The sequence below is a fragment of the Sphingopyxis sp. 2PD genome (genome assembly GCF_005503695.1).
GTDB lineage: Bacteria > Pseudomonadota > Alphaproteobacteria > Sphingomonadales > Sphingomonadaceae > Sphingopyxis.
Map to the genome: position 1 here is coordinate 125,001 of NZ_SCMU01000006.1, position 19,082 is coordinate 144,082.

Annotated in this window: 17 protein-coding genes; 6 read left to right on the plus strand and 11 right to left on the minus strand. The window is 66.4% G+C overall.

The window, feature by feature from the left end; all coding sequences use genetic code 11:
• The first annotated feature begins 178 nt into the window (after window positions 1-178).
• Together FFS18_RS17710 and FFS18_RS07600 are read left to right on the plus strand one after the other, a co-directional pair.
• Window positions 179-1,195: a glycosyltransferase family 2 protein gene (locus FFS18_RS17710; RefSeq protein ID WP_249340338.1), complete on the plus strand. Its 1,017-nt coding sequence runs from the start codon at window positions 179-181 to the stop codon at window positions 1,193-1,195.
• A complete protein-coding gene (locus FFS18_RS07600) occupies window positions 1,192-2,709 on the plus strand; it encodes a lipopolysaccharide biosynthesis protein (protein ID WP_249340339.1) in 1,518 nt (505 codons plus the stop codon). The genes FFS18_RS17710 and FFS18_RS07600 overlap by 4 nt, the downstream gene beginning before the upstream one ends.
• On the opposite strand, the gene FFS18_RS07605 is transcribed toward FFS18_RS07600, so the two are convergent.
• Window positions 2,694-3,119, minus strand: coding sequence for a CBS domain-containing protein (locus FFS18_RS07605; RefSeq protein WP_137870371.1), 426 nt, complete (start codon window positions 3,117-3,119; stop codon window positions 2,694-2,696). The two genes, FFS18_RS07600 and FFS18_RS07605, sit on opposite strands and share 16 nt — an antisense overlap.
• A gap of 125 nt (window positions 3,120-3,244) precedes the next feature.
• Between FFS18_RS07605 and FFS18_RS07610 the strand changes: the two genes are divergently transcribed.
• Both FFS18_RS07610 and FFS18_RS07615 read left to right on the plus strand, forming a co-directional pair.
• On the plus strand, window positions 3,245-3,547 hold the full coding sequence (locus FFS18_RS07610) for a hypothetical protein (RefSeq protein WP_137870372.1): 303 nt from the start codon (window positions 3,245-3,247) through the stop codon (window positions 3,545-3,547).
• Window positions 3,544-3,936 carry an acyl-CoA thioesterase gene (locus tag FFS18_RS07615; RefSeq protein ID WP_137870373.1) on the plus strand — a complete coding sequence of 131 codons (393 nt, stop codon included), beginning with the start codon at window positions 3,544-3,546 and terminating at the stop codon, window positions 3,934-3,936. Before FFS18_RS07610 ends, FFS18_RS07615 begins: the two co-directional genes overlap by 4 nt.
• A gap of 10 nt (window positions 3,937-3,946) precedes the next feature.
• Here FFS18_RS07615 and FFS18_RS07620 read toward each other — a convergent pair whose 3' ends face one another.
• From FFS18_RS07620 to hisS, 6 genes are all read right to left on the minus strand, one after another.
• A complete protein-coding gene (locus tag FFS18_RS07620) occupies window positions 3,947-5,500 on the minus strand; it encodes a DUF4139 domain-containing protein (RefSeq protein ID WP_137870374.1) in 1,554 nt (517 codons plus the stop codon).
• Between the two features lie 10 nt (window positions 5,501-5,510).
• Window positions 5,511-6,926 (minus strand): DUF4139 domain-containing protein, encoded by a 1,416-nt coding sequence (locus tag FFS18_RS07625; protein ID WP_137870375.1) that lies wholly within the window; start codon window positions 6,924-6,926, stop codon window positions 5,511-5,513.
• 77 nt (window positions 6,927-7,003) lie between these two features.
• Window positions 7,004-7,894, minus strand: coding sequence for a DUF4167 domain-containing protein (locus FFS18_RS07630; protein WP_171005258.1), 891 nt, complete (start codon window positions 7,892-7,894; stop codon window positions 7,004-7,006).
• Between the two features lie 271 nt (window positions 7,895-8,165).
• Window positions 8,166-8,999 carry a peptide chain release factor N(5)-glutamine methyltransferase gene (gene prmC, locus FFS18_RS07635; protein WP_137870387.1) on the minus strand — a complete coding sequence of 278 codons (834 nt, stop codon included), beginning with the start codon at window positions 8,997-8,999 and terminating at the stop codon, window positions 8,166-8,168.
• 13 nt (window positions 9,000-9,012) lie between these two features.
• Window positions 9,013-10,080 carry a peptide chain release factor 1 gene (gene prfA, locus FFS18_RS07640; protein WP_137870377.1) on the minus strand — a complete coding sequence of 356 codons (1,068 nt, stop codon included), beginning with the start codon at window positions 10,078-10,080 and terminating at the stop codon, window positions 9,013-9,015.
• 116 nt (window positions 10,081-10,196) lie between these two features.
• Window positions 10,197-11,471: a histidine--tRNA ligase gene (gene hisS, locus FFS18_RS07645; protein ID WP_137870378.1), complete on the minus strand. Its 1,275-nt coding sequence runs from the start codon at window positions 11,469-11,471 to the stop codon at window positions 10,197-10,199.
• Between the two features lie 254 nt (window positions 11,472-11,725).
• Between hisS and FFS18_RS07650 the strand changes: the two genes are divergently transcribed.
• Window positions 11,726-13,651, plus strand: a complete 1,926-nt coding sequence (locus tag FFS18_RS07650; RefSeq protein WP_137870379.1) for a M61 family metallopeptidase — start codon at window positions 11,726-11,728, stop codon at window positions 13,649-13,651.
• A gap of 214 nt (window positions 13,652-13,865) precedes the next feature.
• The gene (gene ppa, locus FFS18_RS07655) at window positions 13,866-14,402 is read left to right on the plus strand and encodes an inorganic diphosphatase (protein ID WP_137870380.1); all 537 of its coding nucleotides are present in this window, start codon (window positions 13,866-13,868) and stop codon (window positions 14,400-14,402) included.
• Window positions 14,403-14,438: 36 nt separating this feature from the next.
• Here the strand turns inward: ppa and FFS18_RS07660 are convergent, their stop codons facing one another.
• The 4 genes from FFS18_RS07660 to FFS18_RS07675 all read right to left on the minus strand — a co-directional run.
• Window positions 14,439-15,737, minus strand: a complete 1,299-nt coding sequence (locus FFS18_RS07660) for a mechanosensitive ion channel family protein (RefSeq protein ID WP_137870381.1) — start codon at window positions 15,735-15,737, stop codon at window positions 14,439-14,441.
• Window positions 15,734-16,936 (minus strand): cystathionine beta-lyase, encoded by a 1,203-nt coding sequence (metC, locus tag FFS18_RS07665; protein WP_137870382.1) that lies wholly within the window; start codon window positions 16,934-16,936, stop codon window positions 15,734-15,736. Before metC ends, FFS18_RS07660 begins: the two co-directional genes overlap by 4 nt.
• 148 nt (window positions 16,937-17,084) lie before the next feature.
• Window positions 17,085-17,927 carry a 3-mercaptopyruvate sulfurtransferase gene (sseA, locus tag FFS18_RS07670; protein WP_137870383.1) on the minus strand — a complete coding sequence of 281 codons (843 nt, stop codon included), beginning with the start codon at window positions 17,925-17,927 and terminating at the stop codon, window positions 17,085-17,087.
• Between the two features lie 183 nt (window positions 17,928-18,110).
• The coding region (locus FFS18_RS07675) for a hypothetical protein (protein ID WP_212743031.1) at window positions 18,111-19,082 on the minus strand (972 nt) is incomplete at its 5' end.

Genomic DNA, 19,082 nt, shown 5'->3' on the forward strand with positions numbered 1-19,082 from the left:
CTGGCGTTTTTCGATGTCCTCGATCGTTTGAGCTCTGCATAGCCATCTGGTCGAAGCCGCCTCACACGCGCCATCGCGGGGTCGAATCGAGTCGGCGAGGCGGAAAAAGCGCCGCAAAATCCGGCCTTTCCGCGTTCGACTCACCAAAGATTAGCGGATGCCTGTTAGGAACGGCGTGATGAAAAGCCCGAGCGACCAGCCTGCCCCCCAGATTTCCGTGATCGTCCCGGCCTATGGGGTGGCCCGGTGGCTGGGCGCCGCGCTGGATTCGCTAATCGCGCAGGATTTCGCCGACTGGGAAGCGATCGTTATCGACGACGGCGCGCCCGACGACGTCGCCGGCGCCGTGCGTCCCTATCTCTCCGATCCGCGAATCCATTTCCTCGCGACCGCGAATCACGGCGTGTCGGCCGCCCGCAATCGCGCGATCGCCGCCAGCCGCGCGCCGCTGATCGCGCTGCTCGATGGCGATGATCTGTTCCGGCCGTCATATCTGGGCTCCATGGTCGCGGCGATGAACGATGATCCGCTCGCGGTCATCGCCGCGTGCAACGCGCGCGTGTTCGGCGCGGTGGCAAAAGAGGAACTGGTGATCGGCGACGACCAGAATCGCGGCGCGACCGCGAGCCTCGCCGATGTGCTGGACCGGCGCTTCATGATCTATATCGGCGCGACATTCCGGCGCGCCGCGTTCGACCGGGTCGGCGGCTTCGACACATTGATGACGAATTCGGAGGATTTCGACCTGTGGGTGCGGCTGCTGATGGACGGCGGCCATGTTCGCTATGTCGATTCGGTGCTCGCCGACTATCGGGTCCGCCCGCGATCGGCGTCGGTCAGCCTGCTGCGGAACATCCGCGGCAACATCCGGGTGTATGACAAGGTCATCGCCGCCATGCCGGGGAGCCATGAAGCCACCGTCGCCGCCGCCGTGCGCGCCGCCGACCTCGACCGGCTGGAGGTCGAGGAAGCGCTGGCGGCGGTCATTGCCGGCGACGTCCGGCCCGGCCTCGCGCGATTGCGCGCCGGGCGCCAATATCTGAACAACCCATTGTGGTCCTTCGCCTTCGCACTATGGAATGTCTTTCCGTGGCTCGCGCCGCCGATGCTGGCCTGGCGCCAGCGGCGACATCAGGGGTCAAGCCGCCGCCGCCCGGTGCGCGGCGCGGCGCAAGGACAGGTGCAGCGCGTTTGAGCGATTTCAACGGTCAGGATGGCAAGGTCGATACGGCGAAATTCGGCGATCGCGTCCGCTCGGCCGTCATCTGGCGGTCGGGCAGCCAGATATTGGCGCAGATCATCACCTGGTCGTCGACCCTGCTGGTGATTCGCCTGCTCGACCCGGCCGACTACGGGCTGTTCGCGATGACGCAGGTCGTGCTCGCCTTCCTCGCCTTCCTGAACGGCTGGGGATTCGCCAGCGCCCTCGTTCAGTCCGATTCGGTCGATCCATTCCGGCTGCGACAGGCCTTCGGGCTGCTGCTGCTGCTCAACGGGATGCTCGCGGCGATCCAATATTTTGGCGCCCCGGTGGCCGCGGCCTATTATGGCCAGCCGATCGTCGCCGACCTGCTGCGCGTCCAGGCGCTGATCTTTCTCGCCACCCCCTTTATCGCACTGCCCGAAGTGATCATGAGCCGCGCGCTGGATTTTCGGCGGCAGGCATTGGTCAATCTGGTCGCGGCGCTGGCCGGCGCCAGCACCGCGCTCGCCTGCGCGCTCGCGGGCTATGGCGTGTGGACGCTCGTCTATGCCCCGATCGCCCTGTTCTGGACGCGCGCGATCGGGCTGACCCTCGTCGCGCGGCTGCTCGTCTGGCCGAGCTTCAATTTCAAGGGCTGCGGCCAGATCATCGGCTTTGGCTCGGCGATCCTGTTCAGCCAGCTGTTCTGGCTGGTGCAAAGCCAGTCCGACATCCTGATCGCGGGCAGCCGCTTCGATCCGCACGCGCTGGGCCTCTATGCCGAGGCGCTGTTCCTCGCGCAGATCTTCATGGCCAAATTTGTGCCGCCGCTGAACGAGGTCGCCTTTCCCGCCTATGCGCGGATCAAGCACGACGGCGATGCGGTGCGGTGGAGCTTGCTGAAAACCGTGCGCCTGCTGACCCTCGTCGCCGCGCCTTTCTATTGCGGCCTCGCGGTCACCGCGGCGCCGATGGTCGAAACGGTGTTCGGCACGAAATGGCTGGGGATGGTGCCCTATGTCCAGATTATCGCGCCGGCGCTGATGCTGATGACGGTGCAGATATTGTTCGCGCCGCTCGCCAACGCGCTCGGCAAGCCGTCGCTGGCGATGTTCAACGCGCTAAGCGGCGCCATCCTGTTTCCGACCGCCTTTCTGATCGGCGCACAATGGGGCCTGATCGGCATGGCGTGGGCGTGGCTGGTCGCCGCGCCGCTGCTGTTGCTGATCACGGCGTATCGCACGGCGCCGCTGATCGGGGTGTCGGTGTGGGAGGTCGGCCGCGCGATGTTGCCGGGATTGACCCCGGCGCTGGCGATGGCGGTCGGTGTCGGGCTGGCGGCGCAGCTGATGGCGCCGCTCGGGATTGCCGCGCCGCTACGGCTGGTGGCGCTCGTCGCCTTGGGCGTGGCGCTCTATGCCGGGCTGTTGTGGCTGCTCGAACGCGACGCGATCGCCGAAGTGGTGCGGCTGGTCGTGCGCCGCCAGCCGCCCGCCGCAGAGGCCGCGACTCAGGAAGCGATATAGTCGCGCATCGCCGCCGCTTCGGCTTCGATGCGGTCGATGCGATATTTGACCAGATCGCCGATCGAAATAAAGCCGACGAGTTTTCCGCCTTCGACCACCGGCAAATGGCGGATACGACGCTGCGTCATCTGCGACAGCGCGCCCATCACCGCGGTCGACGGTTCGCAGGTCACGGGCGATTTCGTCATCACGTCGTCGAGTTGGCGATCCAGCGCCTCGGGGCCATAGGACGACATCAGCCGGACCAGGTCGCGTTCGGAAAAAATGCCGACGATCGCCTCGCCTTCCATCACCGGCACCGCGCCGATGCGATGCTGGGCGAGCAGATCGAGGACGGCGCGGACCTTATCTTCCTTGCGCGCCGCGATTACCGGGCCCGTACGCCCGCGGAGAATCGCTCCGATCGTCATGCCATGCCGCTCCCCATGTCGATTCTGTAGGGACAAAGTCTATCATGATTCGCGGCAAAGCCGAAACATTTGGGCGCATTCCATTCGCGCTTGGCCTTGGCCCCCGCTTGGTTCATGGAGGCGCGATGGTCAAACCCTCCCCGCTCGACAAGGACGCCACCGCGAAAACCGCCTGGGCGCGCTATCGCCGCCTGATGCGCGGCATGGTGATGGTGTCGCTGATTGCGGTCGTCGGCGCCCTCGTCTGGCTGCGCTTCAGCATGGGCGAGGCGCTGAGCATCCACATGATCATCGCGACCGCGGCCGGTGTCGGCCTGTCGGTCATGCTCGGCGCCGCGCTGATGGGGCTGGTCTTTCTGTCGAGCGGCAGCGGGCATGACGAGGCGATCGAAGATCCGTTCGAAAATGATCCGGATTTGAAGCCATGACCGAAAGCAGCGCCTCCAACGCGGCGCGCGACCCGATCCTGCGCGTGGTCCCGGCTCCCGCCGACATCAACAGCAATGGCCACATCTTTGGCGGCTGGGTTTTGAGCCAGATGGACATTGCAGGCGGCATCGTTGCCGCGCGGATCGCCCAGGGCCCGACCGCGACGGTGGCGATCGAGGCGATGGAATTCATGGCGCCGATCCTGCTGCGCGACATCATCTCGGTCTATGCCCATCTCGAACGGCGCGGGCGCACGTCGATGGGCATCCGCATCGACGTGATCGCGACGCGCGGGCGCGGACAGGAAGAGGTGAAGGTCACCGGCGGGCTGTTCACCTTCGTCGCGCTCGACGAGAATCACCGACCGCGCGCCTTGCCGCCGGTCTAGCGTCGCAACGCTATTCGGGCTCGACAAACCGATAGTCGAAACTGCGGCTGTCGTTGGCCGGAACCCGGATCGCCCAGGTCAGCAGGCCATCGCGACGCGGGAGCTTGCGCAGTCGCTTGTCGAGCTTCGGATCGGGATCGACGTAAAAGCCCAGCTCAAAATCGACCGCGAACGGATTGGCGTTGGTCACGGTGACGCGGTAGTCGTTGTCGGCCATCTTTGGTGCGACCCCCCGGGCAATATCGACGCGCACCTGGCTGCTTTCGCCGATGACCAGGTCGACCTTCTCGCCGACCGCATGATCGCGCACCGACCCTTCGCCGACGAGCAGCGATTCGTTGCCGCGTGGCGCGAATACCGCAACCTGGCCGCTGGGCAGCGGCACGCCCAGTCGCGCTACTTCCTTATTCTCCATCCGCAAGACGCGCTCGGTCTCCATCGACTCGAACCGGTCGTCCGGCGAGCTGCGCAGGCGATAGATGGTCTTGAACGGCACGCGATCCTTGATCAGCAGCGCGACCTGTTTCTGCCCGTTGGCCGCTACCGTGACCGGGACCGGAACCCGGTACAGTTTCAGATCGCCCAGATCTTCCTGACTGGCCATCACTGCAATGGGCGCTGACATAAACTCGTAGCGGGCGATGCGCGATCCGGTCACGACGATGTCCGATGCGTCGGCGACAGACATCATCGCTGGCGGCGGCGCGGGGGGTGGCGGCGGCGTGCCATAACGGCCGGTCCCGAGCGGAAAACAGCTGAGCCGCAGCGGCGGCGCCTGCGGCACATCGGCCAGCGCCTTGAAATCGGAAACCTTGTTCAGCGTCCCGGCGATCGCCGCCAGCCGCGCGTCGGCAAAGCTTTCGGCGTTGCTGTTCGCGACGGTGAGCCAGGCGAACAGGTCGAGCGTGCGGCCATCGGCCGCAACGCGCGCGACATAATTGCTCGCCCAGTCGAACCCCGTCGCGAGGTAGGTCAGCGTCACGGTCACCCGCTGCGCCGCCGGACTGCGCGTCGTCACCGACAGCGTCGGCTTGGCGGTCAGCCCCGCTGGCACCCCGTCATAGACGATCGATTCGGGCAGCCCGGTGCAGCGCAGCGATTCGAACCCCGCGGCGGTTTGCAGCACCACCGCGCCCTGCGGTCCCGACCGGATGATCGCCTCCTGCTCGGTCACCTGTCCCGTGGCGCGGTCGGTGCGGCGGAGATGCACGCGGTTGCCCAGCGACCCGTCGAGCAGGCTTGCGGGCGAGAGCAGCGCGGCGTCGCGATTCTTTTGCACGACGCCGCCGGGCAAGCCGGTGACGATCGCCGACACGGCGATCATGCCTTCGGCAACGCCCTCGAACCGCACCACCGATTCGCCCGCGGCCAGGTCGATCGTGCGCGTTTCAGAGATCAGCGCAAAGCCGTTCAGCCAGCCCGGCTCGATTTCGCCGCCCTCGCCGCGCCCGGGATCGCGAAAGACGCTGACCGCCACCGCATCGGGTGCGACCGAGGTCACCACCGACTGCGCCGCGGCGGGCGATGCGGCGAGCATCAGCAGCAAGAGCGGCCAGCGGCGCATCGCTCCGCCGTCAGTAACGTGTTTCGAAGGTCGCGGTGATCGTCACCTCGCCATTGGCGGGCATCGCGACGCGCCACTTCGTCCCGTCGCTGTCGAGCCGTTCGCTCTTCTGGCTTTCGGTGATGATGCGCGTGTCGTCCCAATACCAGTCGAGCCCGCGCTGGACGAGGTCGATCGTCACCGGCTGCGCGCGCGCGTTGGTGAGCAGATATGACATCGAGGTACGCCAGATGCGCGGCGACATGCGCTCGCGTTTGACGACTGTCGACTGCACCTTCACATCGAACGCCTCGCCGGTCGCCAGCCCCAGCTCGCTGCCCATCGGGGTGTGACCAATGCTGTTCTCGCCGATGAACTGGGGATCGCCGCGCAGGTCGCGCTGGTAAAAGCGCACGGTCCCGGCCGGGAGCGCATCGCCCAGCCCGCCGCCCTTCGCACTGGTGTTAAACTTGATGACGCTCGCGGCGCTGCGCGGCTCGGTCATCGAGTCAAAGCCCGACACGCTATATTCATAGATTTTCTGCGCCGGCACTCCGCTGACGTCGAGGAAGCTGACCTGTTTCGTCTGCGCGTTGGCGATCGTCGTGCGTTCGGCGAGCGGATAGAGATAATAGTCGCCAAGCTGTTCGCGCGGCGCGGTCTCGGTCCCGGCGCGGCGGATATTGCCCGGCGGGGTCGGGCGATAGCGGCTGTTGGCCGCCTGTCCCGACGGCGTTCCTGCCACCAGCAGCGTGCGCGCCTCGTCAAAGGTCGTGCCGGTGCTGTTATTCAGCGTCACCCACCCCTGGACATCGACCGTCCCCGCCTTTTCGTCATAGAGCGAGACATAGTCGGCCGACCAGCCGAGCCCACCGGTCAGATAGGACAGCGTGGCGGGACGCGTACCGGCGCGCTGGCTGTCGACGGTGATCGACAGCGTCGGCTTGGCGCGCAGGTTCGTCGGAATCTTGTCGAAGATGACGCGCACCGGCATGCCATCGTCGCGCAACACCTCGATCCGCGGCCCGATCTGCAGCACCACCCCGCCATTGACCGCCAGCACCTTGGCGCGCTCGCGCGTTTCGGCGCCGGTCGCGACATTGGTGCGCAGCAGCGTCACCGTCTCGCCGACCGCCTTTTGCATCAAGGCATTGGGCGACAGCAGGTCATAGTCGAAATTCTGTTCGACGATCGCAGTGGCGTCGGCGGCAAAGGACACCGTCTGCGGCCGGATCTGCGCCGAGACGTCGGGAAATTCCTGGCGCGTGCGCCCGGTCGGGAAGGCGATCTGGCGGATGTCCTGCACCAGCGCCTGCCCGCCGTTATAGATGGTGACCGACAGCTTGCCCTGCGTATTGCCCGCCGTGGGGTCCTGCGCCGTCGCCGGTTGGCCTGCCCACGCCAATGCGACGACGATCGCCCCGCAAGTCCTTGCCAAAGCGCGCATAAAAAAGCCTCCCCGCAGATGGTTCGGCGGGGAGGCTATGGCATGTCGCGGTCGATGACCAGCGCGAAGATGTACTTCTATTCGGCCGCTTCGACACCGGGATTGCGCGCCGCGAGCGTGCGGCGGGTGCGGCGCGGCTTGGCGGCGGGCGCTTCCTCGTCGCCGGTCGCGGCGTCGACTTCGGCGCCGCGTTCGGGGCGGCCGATGGCGGGGGGCAGCACGGCCGTGTCGATACCGGCATTGCCGCCATCGTCATTGCCGCCCGCCTCGACCGCGCGCGGACGGCGCGGGCTGCGGCGACTGGCGCGCGGCGCCGGGGCTTCCTCGGCGACGGTTTCGCCGTCGTAACCGCTCGCGTCATCGCTATCGCTGTTCCGCGCATCGCTGCGCCCCTCGTCGCGATCGCGGCGCGGGCGGTCCTGCGACTGGCGGTTGCCGCGATGATCATCGTCGCGGTCGCCGCGCGTGTCGCGATTGCCGCGCGCTTCGCGCTGGCTGCGTTCGGGGCGGTCCCCGCGATCGTTGCGGTCATTGCGGTCATTGCGGTCATTCCGCTCGCCGCGATTGTCGTCGCCATTGTCGTCGCGGTCGGCGTCCATATCCAGATCGCTGTCGTCATGGCCGTCGAAATCTTCGACGCCGCGAATCTCGCGCTGGCGGTCCGGCCCGCGTTCCTGGCCGTTCGCCGCCGCCTTTTCTTCCTGACGCGCGCGAAAATCGCTCACAACGCGGAAATAATGGTCGGCGAACTGAAGATAATATTCGGTCTGCACGCGATCCCCGGCCAGCTGCGCGTCGCGCGCCAGGTTGCGGTATTTCTCGATCATCTGGGCGCCGTTGCCGCGCGCGCGGCTGTCGATACGGTTCGCCTGATCAACCCCACCGCGGCCGCCCGATTGCGACCGGTTGTTATTGCTGTTGTTGTTATTGTTGCGGCCGCGACGGCGACCGCTTTGGCGGTTGTTCATGTTCAACTGAGACATCCTGTCGAAAAGCTAAATAAGCTATGCCAACCCCTTTTGGCCGATCGCGCTGTTGACGCGTCGTGCCCGCGCGCCGTGCGCGGTTCTTGCCCTTTACCGCTCGCCTGGGCCAAGGCCCGGTCGAACATCGTAAGTGGGAAGCAGATCCGCCGGACCAGTATCGATGCAGTGCATCGCCAAAGGTGTCCCAGCCGGGTCTGTGTCCGGCCCCTAACCCGCTTTGCGGCGAAAACCAAGCGATATTTGCGCGGGCCGGTCAGCCGCGGGTCAACAAAAGCGCCCGGTCACGGCCTGCCAGATCCTGGCGGCACGCCACGTCAAACCCCGCCGCTTCGGCGAGTTCGCGCACCGAAATATGCTGGGCCGCGCCGATTTCAAGCACCGCTATGCCACCGGGGGCCAGCAGGCGCGGCAGATCGGGAATGATGCGGCGATAGTCGTCGAGCCCGTCGAACCCTGCAAACAGCGCGCCCGCGGGCTCGTGATCCGCGACATCGGGCATCAGCGGCTCATCGGCGCCGATATAGGGCGGGTTGCACAGGATCAGGTCGAACGGCCCGTCGATACCCGCCCCCCAATCGCCCGACTGGAAGGTAGCGCGATCCGCCATCCCCAAATCCCGGGCATTATCACGCGCATAGGCCAGCGCCTGTTCGGATGCATCGACACCCAGCCCTGTTGCCCCCGTAAACTCGCTGAGTACCGCAAGGAGCAATGTCCCCGGCCCGGTCCCGAGGTCCAGGATTCGCAAAGGCCAACCCGCCTCCCGTTCGTGCCGCGCGAAGTCCAGACACGCTTCGACCAATGTTTCGCTGTCGGGGCGCGGGATCAGCGCCCCCGGCCCGACCGCAAGCCGCAGCGTCCAGAAATCGCGGTAACCGACGATGTAAGCGATCGGCTCATGCGCCACCCGCCGCGCGACCAGATGCGCATAAAGCTCGGGCACGTCGTACCGCGCCGGATCGAGCAGCACGTCCTGCCGCTCGACCCCCAGCGCATGCGCCATCAGCAGTTCGGCATCGAGCCGCGGGGTGTCGCTGACCCCGGTCAGCAGGTTGGTCGCGGTGCGGAGCGACTCGGCCGCCCCCACATAAGCCGGGCGGTCAGTCACCCAGCCCCGCCAGCCGCTGCGCCTGGTCCTCGGCGATCAGCGCGTCGATCAGTTCGTCCATCGCCCCCTCGATGATTTCGGGCAGGCGGTGGAGGGTCAGGTTGATGCGGTGGTCGGTCACCCGGCCTTGCGGGAAATTATAGGTGCGGATGCGTTCGGAACGGTCGCCCGATCCAACCATCGACTTGCGCGCCGACGCCTCGGCGCTATGAATCTTTTCGCGCTCCAGATCATAGAGCCGCGCGCGCAGCACCTGCATCGCCTTGGCGCGGTTCTTGTGCTGGCTGCGCTGGTCCTGCTGGATCACGACCAGACCCGACGGAATATGGGTGATGCGGATCGCCGAATCGGTGGTGTTGACGTGCTGCCCGCCAGCGCCCGACGCGCGGTAGATGTCGATCTTGAGGTCGCTGTCGTTGATCGCGACGTCGACTTCTTCGGCCTCGGGCAGCACCGCGACGGTCGCCGCGCTGGTGTGGATGCGTCCCTGGCTTTCGGTCGCGGGAACGCGCTGCACCCGGTGGACGCCGCTTTCGAACTTGAGCTTGGCGAACACGCCCTGCCCCGTCACCGACGCGACGACTTCCTTGTATCCGCCCATTTCGGCCTCGTTCGCCGAGATGATTTCGACCTTCCACCCCTGCCCATCGGCATAGCGGCTGTACATGCGCAAGAGATCGCCCGCGAACAGCGCCGCCTCGTCGCCGCCGGTCCCGGCGCGAATTTCGAGCATCGCGGCGCGCGCGTCGGCGACATCCTTGGGCAGCAGCTGGAGCGCGAGGTCATGCTCGGCGGCAGGCAGCGCCGCCTCGACCGCGGCGATTTCCTCGGCCGCCATCGCCTTCATCTCGGGATCGGTCAGCATTTCGGTCAGCGAAGTCAATTCGCCGCGCAGCCGCACGACTTCGCGCGCCGCCGTGGCGACGGGCTCCAGCTCGGCGAATTCTTTCGACGCCGCGACGAAATCGGCGGGCACCATATCGCCGGTCGCCATGCGCGCCTGCAAGGCGGCGTGGCGTTCGATGATGGCGTCGATCTGGCGGGCGGAAACGGAGGTCATCTACTCACTGTCATTTCAAATCTTCGTCATGCTGAACTTGTTTCAGCATCCATGGCCAGCTCTTTCGGTCAACGCAGCGCCTGTTTCGAGGTCAGGCCATGGACCCTGAAACAAGTTCAGGGTGACGAGAAAAAGGAATCGAAGACGGCGTGGGCGGCGGGCGACCGATTATAACGCTCATCCAGAAGCTTGATGCTGCGCGTGTGAACCCCATCGCGAACGTCGAGGGACACGATAAGTGCGGGATCAAGCTTACGTGCGCGGTCGAAACGCTTTCGAGGACTACCAGTCGCCACCAGTTCAGCCCAGAAACCTGACCGGCGGAACACTGCAGCCAGGCTGCAAGCCGTAAGCTCGCAATCGATATTTTCCGCGACCACGGCAATGTCCGGCACATGAGTTCTAAACGAACCGGATTCTTGCACCAACATCGCCAGCCGCTCGATCCCCGCGGCCCAGCCGACCGCCGGCGTCGGCGGCCCACCGAGCGCCTCGATCAGGCCGTCGTAGCGTCCGCCGCCGAGCACCGTGCCCTGTGCGCCCAAGCGGTCGGTGACGAATTCGAACGCGGTGTGGCGATAATAGTCGAGCCCGCGGACCAGCCGCGCATTGCGCTCCCACGCCACACCGGCGGCGTCGAGGCCCGACGTGACCGCGCCGAAGAAATCCTGCGCCTCGGCGGTCAGAAACGCGTCGATATCGGGCGCGCTGTCGGCGATCGGGCGGTCGCGCGGGTCCTTGCTGTCGAGGATACGCATCGGATTCTTGTCGAGCCGCGCGAGACTGTCCTCGCTGAGGGCGCCGCGATGGCTTTCGAAATGCTCGACCAGCGCCGCGCGCCACGCATCGCGGCTTTCCGCATCGCCCAATGTGTTGAGCGTCAGCGTCACACCCTCGGCAATCCCCAACTCCTTCAGCAGCTGATCGGCGAACACCAGCAATTCGGCATCGGCGAGCGGGCTGTCGCTGCCCAGCACTTCGGCATCCAGTTGGTGAAACTGGCGATACCGCCCCTTTTGCGGCCGCTCGTAGCGGAACAGCGGCCCATGCGTCGCCACTTTGAGCGGCGCGAACTGCTGCCAGCCGTTGGTGATATACGCCCGCGCGATCCCCGCGGTGAATTCGGGGCGCAGCGTGATCGATTCGCCGCCGCGATCGTCGAACGAATACATTTCCTTCGACACAACGTCGGTGGTTTCGCCCAGCGACCGCGCGAACACCGCGGTCGGTTCGATCACCGGTACCTCGACCCGCTTGTAGCCATACAGCCGCCGCACCCGTTCGAACGTCTCGACCACATGCGCGAAACGGTCGGCGAAATCGCCCAGCATGTCCTGGGTGCCGCGCACGGCCTGCGGGGTCGGGATCTTGGCGGATTTGTCCTTGCTCATGCGCGCGGCGTCTAGTCGATTTTCGCGGAGGCGCAAAGTCCCCTCTCCCGCCGGGAGAGGGTTGCGCAGACTTACCAGCTTGCTGGCTAGTCGAAGCTGGGTGAGGGGATCGAACGGCGCGCGCGCAGCCGCTTTCCATCCCCTCATCCAACTCCGCCTAGCCGCGTGCCGCGGCAAGGCTGCGTATCCTTCTCCCGACGGGAGAAGGATGTCCACGTCTGGACCTCACGCCCATTTGCCGTCACAACCAACCCATGAAAAAACAACTGCTCGTCGCCACCGCCCTCATCGCCATCACCCCCGCCGCTTCTGCCCAAACCGGCAACAGCCGCCCGCAGCCGGTGGTCCAACCGCACGTCATCCCGCTGCCCGCCGACAAACCCTATCCCGGTACGATGCAGCTTCGCGTCGATGCCACCGACGTCGCGCGCGGCATCTTTCGCGTGCGCCAGACGATCCCGGTCGCCAGGCCCGGCAAGCTGACCCTGCTCTATCCCGAATGGCTGCCCGGCAAGCATGCGCCGCGCGGCGCGATCGCCGAAATGGCGGGGTTCAAACCGACTGCGGGCGGCAAGCCGCTGACGTGGACGCGCCAGCCGACCGATGTCTATGCCTTCGACGTCGATGTCCCCGCGGGGGTGAAGAGCATCGACGTCGCGTTCGACTTCCTGTCGCCGACGCGCACCAGCGAGGGGCGCGTCGTTGTCACCCCGGCGATGATGAACCTGCAATGGGAACAGGTCAGCCTCTACCCCGCGGGCTATTTCACCCGGCAAATCCCGGTGCAGCTGGAAGTGACCTTGCCCGACGGGTGGACCGGCGCCGCGGCGCTCGATGGGCTGAAGGTCAGCGGCAACCGCTACAGCTTCGCCCCGACCAATTACGAGGTTCTCGTCGACAGCCCGATGTTCGCCGGGCGCCATTTCCGCAAATGGGATCTGGGGCAGAATGTCACGCTGAACGTCGTCGCCGACGAAGCAAAATATCTCGACGCCCGCCCCGACCATATCGCGCGCCACGCGGCGCTGGTGTCCGAAGCCGTGGCACTGTTCGGCGTCCGCCATTTCGACCGTTATGAATTCCTCCTCGCGCTGACCGATGAACTCGGCGGCATCGGGCTGGAGCATCACCGGAGCAGCGAAAACAGCCGCAACCGCGACTATTTCACCGAGTGGGACGAGAATGACAGCGAACGCGGGCTGCTCCCGCACGAGCTGGTCCACAGCTGGAACGGCAAATATCGCCGTCCCGACAAATTATGGACCCCCGATTTCCGTACCCCGATGCAGGGCAATCTGCTGTGGGTGTACGAAGGTCAGACGAGCTATTGGGACCTCGTCCTCGCCGGCCGATCGGGGATGCAGTCAAAGGATATGGTGCTCGCCGAATGGGCGACGCACGCGGGCTTTTACAGCGTCCAGCCGGGGCGCGAATGGCGCGCGGTCGAGGATACGACGCTCGACCCGGTCATGGCGGCGCGCAAGCCCAAGCCCTTCGCCAGCTGGGCACGCGGCGAGGATTATTACAATGAGGGATCGCTGACCTGGCTCGAGGCTGACCTGCTGATCCGCCAGGCCACCAACGACGCCAAAAGCCTCGACGATTTCGCGAGCGCCTTTTTCGGCGGGCGCGAGGGTGATTGGGGACAGCACGCTTATGATTTCGACGATGTCGTCGCGGCGCTGAACGCCGTTCATCCTTATGATTGGGCGCGTTTCCTGCGCGAACGGTTGCAGACCCCGGGGCAAGGCGCGCCGGTCCGCGGCATCGAACGCGCGGGATACCGGCTGGCGTGGCGCGATACCCCGAATGTGTATGACCGCGACCGCATGGCGCAGGCAAAAAACCTCGACCTGACGCACTCGCTGGGGATGACGATCGACAAGGACGGGGTCGCGGGTGCGATCCTGTGGGACAGTCCGGCGTTCAAGGCCGACATCGTCAATGGCACCAAGATCGTCGCGGTCGACGGCACCACCTATAGCCGGGAGCGGCTGGAGGCTGCGATCCGCGCCGCCACCGACGGCAAGACGCCGGTGCGGCTGCTCGTCGAGCGCGGCGGGCGCTATCGCCAGATCGATCTTGCCTATCATGGCGGGCTGCGCTGGCCGCACCTCGAAAAGGTTGGCAGCGGGCCGGACTGGTTCGACCGACTGCTGGCGCCGAGGCGGCAGCTCTAACTCCCCTCCCGCCCGCGGGAGGGGCAGCGAGACTTGCCAGCTTGCTGGCTAGTCGCAGCGGGGTGGGCAGGCGCAGCATCGCTTGCTCGCTACGCTCGCGCCCACCCCTAACCCCTCCCGCAAGCGGGAGGGGAACCAAGCTCTCACCTTCCCTCCCTCGCCCTCAGGGTCTAAGGCGCCCGGCGAATCAAAACCAAAAGGACTCCACTCTCCCATGCGCATCGACCTGATCCCCGCCGGCGACAATCCGCCCGACAGCCTCAACGTCCTGATCGAAGTGCCGATCGGCGGCGAGCCTGTGAAGTACGAGTTCGACAAGGCGTCGGGCGCGCTGTTCGTCGATCGCTTCCTCCACACCCCGATGCGCTATCCTGCCAATTACGGCTTCGTCCCGCACACGCTGGGCGAGGATGGCGATCCGCTCGACGCGCTCGTCGTCGCGCGCTCGCCGATCGTCGCGGGTGCGGTCGTCAAATGCCGTCCGATCGGCGTGCTGCTGATGGAAGACGACGCGGGCGGCGACGAAAAGCTGCTGTGCGTCCCGGTCAACAAGACCTTCCCCTATTATGCCGATGTCGCCAGCTACACCGACATGCCGCCGATCGTGCTGCAACAGATCGAACATTTCTTCACCCATTACAAAGATCTCGAACCCGGCAAATGGGCCAAGCTCAACGGCTGGGGCGATGTCGACGAAGCGAAGCGCATCATCGTCGAATGCGTCGAGCGCGCGAAGAAGGTGGGGTTCTGATCCCGCTCGCCGCTCCCGCACCGCGGGGGCGGCGGTTCAGCCTTTCGGCTTGACCGGCTTGGCTGCAGCGTCGGGCCAGTCACGGACGCGCAGGTCGCGCTGCGGATAGGGAATTTCGATCCCCGCCGCGTGGAACTTGTCCCAGATCCGCAGGAACACATCGCCCTTGATGTTGCCGATCCCGGCCTCGGGATCGGTGATCCAGAAACGCACCTCATGATCGACGCTGCTGTCGCCGAACCCGGTGATCCAGCACACCGGCACGGGTTCCTCCAGCACGCGCTTCGATTCCTTGGCCGCTTCGATCATCAGCGTCTGCGCCAACCGCAGGTCGGTGTCATAAGCGACCCCGACCGCGATCTTCACGCGTACCGTGCGGCTCGAATAGCTCCAGTTCTCGACCTCCTGCGTCATCAGGATTTCGTTCGGGATCAGATGTTCCTTGCCCTCGCGCGTGATGACCGACACCGCGCGCACCCCGATCTTGTTGACCCAGCCGAAACTGTCGCCGACAACGATCACGTCGCCGGGCTTGATCGAGCGGTCCATCAGCAGGATGATTCCCGCTATCAGGTTGCCGACGGTCTTTTGCAGCCCGAAACCGATCGCCAGCCCCAGCGCGCCCGAAAACACCGCAAAGGCGGTGAGGTCGATGCCAAGCAGGTCGATGCCGACAAAAAACGCCGCAACGATAATCACGACGCCGGCGATCTTTTCGATCAGCAGCCGCTGGGTCGGGTCGAATTTGTCGCTGCCCTTGATCATCCGGCGCAGCACCCGGTTGGCGACGCGCACGATGGTGAACAGGATGATCACCGTCAGCAGGATGTTGATCGCCGACAATAGCGAGAAATGGCGCGCGCCGACCGAAAGGCCGACGCTGTCCAGCCGTTCCTGCAACATGGCGAGACCGCCGACCGCGCGCGACAGCATCACGACGAGCGCAACAAACGCACCCGTCAGCGCGATCGCGTCGTTCAGCCCGACCCCGACCAGAATGTTGCGGATCAGCACCGCCACGCTGATCGCCAGCACAATGTCGAGCAGCAGCAGCGCAAAAGGATCCCACGGCCACACCGCGATCGCGATGCCGACGAACAACAACGCGGCGAGCCAGCCGAGCATCGCCGCCGCGCGCGCGGCCAGCGGTCCGGGGGCGCCGAATTCCTGCCCGTGCAGCCAATCGGCGAGGCGCGTGCCCAGCCCGCGTTTGACCAGCCAGCCGATGCCGAGCGCGAGCGCACCGAGCGCCGCGGCGATCGCAAGCTCCACCAGCCGCGCGTCAGCGAGCGAAGGAAAACCCATCCGGGCGGCGAGATCGTCGATGCTGATCATGCGTCGGCCATCGCGCCAAAGCCGCGCTCGAGATCGGCGGTCAGGTCCGCAGGGTCTTCCAGCCCGATCGACAGCCGCACCAGCGGGTCGGGGTCGGTCCATTCAGTCGCGGTGCGAATCGGGTTGCCCGGCACGACCAGGCTTTCAAAGCCGCCCCAGCTGAACCCGATGCCGAACAGCGACAGCGCGTCGATAAAGCGCGCGCGGCCCGCACCGTCGGCACCCCTCAGGGTAAAGCCGAACAGCCCGCTGGTTCCCGAAAAGTCGCGCGCCCAGATCGCATGACCCGGATCGCCAAGCAGCGCCGGGTGCAGCACGCGGCCAACGTCTGCCCGCGCCGCGAGCCAGTTCGCCACTGCCAGCCCGTTTTCGCCATGCCGCGCCATCCGCACGTCGAGTGTGCGCAGCCCGCGCAGCATCAGCGCGCAATCGTCGGGCGAGACCGCCTGCCCCAGCTGATACGCCGCGCTGCGCAACCGCGGCCATACCGCTTTCGTCGCGGTCAGCGATCCCATCATCGCGTCGCTGTGGCCGCCGACATATTTGGTCAGGCTCATCATTGTCACATCGACCCCGTGCGCCAATGCGGGGAACAGCAACGGCGTCGCCCAGGTGTTGTCGAGCATTGTCAGCACCCCGCGCTCGCGCGCGAACGCCGTAATCGCGGGAATATCCTGCACCTCAAAGGTCAGGCTGCCGGGCGATTCGAGAAAGATCAGTTTCGTTTCCGGCCGGATCAGGTCGGCGATGCCAGCACCGACCAGCGAATCATAATAGGTCGTCGTCACGCCATAGCGCGCGAGCAGCCCGTCACAAAAGGCGCGCGTCGGCTCATAAGCGCTGTCGACCATCAGCAGATGGTCGCCGGGCGCGAGCAGTGCGAGCAACCCCGCCGAATTGGCCGCAACGCCCGAGGGATAGAGCAAAGTCCCCGCCGCTCCCGGCTCCATCCCGGTCAGCGCATCGGCGAGCGCCCACACCGTCGGGGTGCCGCGACGGCCGTAATACAGCTTGTCGTGCGTCGCATGTCCGCGCGCGTCGAGGTCGGCGATATTGTCGTAAAGGATCGTCGAGGCGCGCCACACCGGCGGATTGACCACGCCGCCGCCCAGCCGCGGATCCCCCGTCCACTCGGGCCGCCGCCCGCCCTGCACCAGCCGGGTGGCGGGGCGGTGGCTCTCGTCGTCGCTTTTGCTCATTCAGCCTTGTTAGCGGAGCATGGACCAAAATCCAGTGCGCGGATTAACGTCGCCCCCGCGAAGGCGGGGGCCGTTAGCAGCCTTGCTCAGCAATGAAGGTTCGAACCGCCAGCGGCCCCCGCCTTCGCGGGGGCGACGGTTTTCGCTGTCAAGCCGCGCCGGTTGCCTTCGGTGTCGCCGGGTCGGCGCCCCATTCGGTCCAGCTGCCGTCATACACCGCGACATCGTCCTTGCCGAGCAGATGCGCGCCGAATGCCAAAACGGTTGCGGTCATGCCGCTGCCGCAGGTCGCAACGAGCGGCTTGTCGAGGTCGATTCCCGCGGCGTCGAACGCCGCCTGCAAATCATCGCCACGCTTCCACGTGCCGTCGGCGTTGAACAGCGCGCTGTGCGGCAAGCTGCGCGAGCCCGGGATATGCCCCGGCGCCACGCCCGGACGCGGATCGCGCTCTTCGCCGGTGAAGCGCGCCGTGGGGCGCGCATCGACGACCTGTTCTGCGCCGCTGGCGAGGTTCGCCAGCATCTGATCCTTGGTCCGCACCGCTTTCGCGTCGCGCCACACGGTGAAATGGCGGTGGCGCAGCGTCTGCTTGCCCATTTCGAGCGCGCGGCCCTCGGCCTTCCACTTTGCCAGCCCGCCGTCGAGCAGCGCAACATCATGCGCGCCGAACAGTTTGAGCAGCCACCACGCGCGCGCCGCGCTTTTCAGCGGGCTGTCGTCGTACAACACGATGCGGCTGCCATCACCCAGTCCCAGCGATTGCATGCGGCTGGCGAATTTTTCGGCGGGCGGCGCCATATTGTCGACGGCGTTCGACGCGTCGGTCAGCTCGGCCAAGTCCATGAATACCGCGCCCGGGATATGCCCCGCCTCATATTCGCCGCGCGCGTCGCGGCCCGCGTCGTCCATGAATTTCGTCGCGTCGACGACCCGCAGGTCCGACGCCCCCAGTTCGCGTTCCAGCCAGTCGGTTGAGACCAAGGCGTCCATGTCATGCTCCTGTTGCGACCGATCGGAACTTTACCCGTCCCTTCGCCGGTCATCCTGCGCCGTTCTTTCCGGGGAGGCCAAGCCTATGCCCCACCGTGCTCTTTTTCAAGCACGGTGGCGCTGTGCCTCAGCCCATGCTGCGCTGCAACAATAATTCGCGGTTCGACACCGCCGCGCGCGATTCTATTGGGCGCGCTTGATCGCGGTCGCGCGCGCGCCCGGCGCATCGACCTGATAGGATGGGCGGTCGAGCGGCAACGGCGCCAGCTTGTCGCTCGCCCCCGTCCCCTGTTCGCGGCCCAGCACGAAACTCCCGGCATTCTGGCCGAAAGCCTCACCCTCGCCATCCCAATGATAGGTGACGTCGAACGCGATCACCGGCACCAGCATCGGTTTGCCGCCGATCATCAGCGGTTCGATCGCGGCGCGCGGCAGCATGACTTCGGTCGACAATTCCTCGCCCGCCCCGGCATCGAGCGTCATATCATCGCGCAGCACGCTGCCCCCCGCCCCGTCAAAGAAACGGCTCAGCACCGGCTCGGGCATCGCCGAGCCCTGGTTGAGCGCGATGCGGACCATCAGGCCGGTCGCGGGCATGATGCCCTGGTTGATCAGGTGGAGCGAGAAAGCGACCACGACATGATCGGGGGCAAAGCGGATGCCGCGAATATCGAGCGCCATGCCGACCACCGCGCGGCGTTCGCCCGCGGCGCGATTGACCAGCGGCGACGCGGGGCGTGGCGTCGGCGGCGCGGGAACGCGCTCCGGCGTCGGCGTCGGCGCGGGCGGCGTCGCGGCGCGCGGCGCGGGCCGCGGGGGGACCGGACGCGGCGCGTCGGCGACGGCATCGTCAACCCGGCCCGCCAGCGCCGGACGGCGGCGCCAGTACCAAAGCCCGGCGCCCAGCGCGGCGAGCACCGCGAGCGCCCAGGCCCACAGCGGCGTGTCCGACGACCCTCCATCGGGCGCCGCGACGGCTGCGGTATCGTCGGCTTCGGGCGCGGCCGCGAGTGGCGGTGCCGCAACCTCGGGGACCGTCGTTTGCAGCGGCGGCAGGTCGGCGGCGCCCTGCCCCGGCGAATCGGGCACCGCATCCGCAGTCGCGGGCGGCACCTGCGCCGTCTGTGCGGGTGCCGCCCGCGACTGCGGATGCGG

Excerpts from the sequence above, each read along its gene's own strand:
- FFS18_RS17710 (WP_249340338.1), top strand. The coding sequence starts at position 179 with ATGAAAAGCCCGAGCGACCAGCCTGCCCCCCAGATTTCCGTGATCGTC.
- FFS18_RS07620 (WP_137870374.1), bottom strand. The coding sequence starts at position 5,500 with ATGCGCCGCTGGCCGCTCTTGCTGCTGATGCTCGCCGCATCGCCCGCC.
- ppa (WP_137870380.1), top strand. The coding sequence starts at position 13,866 with ATGCGCATCGACCTGATCCCCGCCGGCGACAATCCGCCCGACAGCCTC.
- FFS18_RS07625 (WP_137870375.1), bottom strand. The coding sequence starts at position 6,926 with ATGCGCGCTTTGGCAAGGACTTGCGGGGCGATCGTCGTCGCATTGGCG.
- FFS18_RS07605 (WP_137870371.1), bottom strand. The coding sequence starts at position 3,119 with ATGACGATCGGAGCGATTCTCCGCGGGCGTACGGGCCCGGTAATCGCG.
- FFS18_RS07650 (WP_137870379.1), top strand. The coding sequence starts at position 11,726 with ATGAAAAAACAACTGCTCGTCGCCACCGCCCTCATCGCCATCACCCCC.
- FFS18_RS07615 (WP_137870373.1), top strand. The coding sequence starts at position 3,544 with ATGACCGAAAGCAGCGCCTCCAACGCGGCGCGCGACCCGATCCTGCGC.
- sseA (WP_137870383.1), bottom strand. The coding sequence starts at position 17,927 with ATGGACGCCTTGGTCTCAACCGACTGGCTGGAACGCGAACTGGGGGCG.
- FFS18_RS07660 (WP_137870381.1), bottom strand. The coding sequence starts at position 15,737 with ATGATCAGCATCGACGATCTCGCCGCCCGGATGGGTTTTCCTTCGCTC.
- hisS (WP_137870378.1), bottom strand. The coding sequence starts at position 11,471 with ATGAGCAAGGACAAATCCGCCAAGATCCCGACCCCGCAGGCCGTGCGC.
- FFS18_RS07610 (WP_137870372.1), top strand. The coding sequence starts at position 3,245 with ATGGTCAAACCCTCCCCGCTCGACAAGGACGCCACCGCGAAAACCGCC.
- metC (WP_137870382.1), bottom strand. The coding sequence starts at position 16,936 with ATGAGCAAAAGCGACGACGAGAGCCACCGCCCCGCCACCCGGCTGGTG.
- prfA (WP_137870377.1), bottom strand. The coding sequence starts at position 10,080 with ATGACCTCCGTTTCCGCCCGCCAGATCGACGCCATCATCGAACGCCAC.
- FFS18_RS07630 (WP_171005258.1), bottom strand. The coding sequence starts at position 7,894 with ATGAACAACCGCCAAAGCGGTCGCCGTCGCGGCCGCAACAATAACAAC.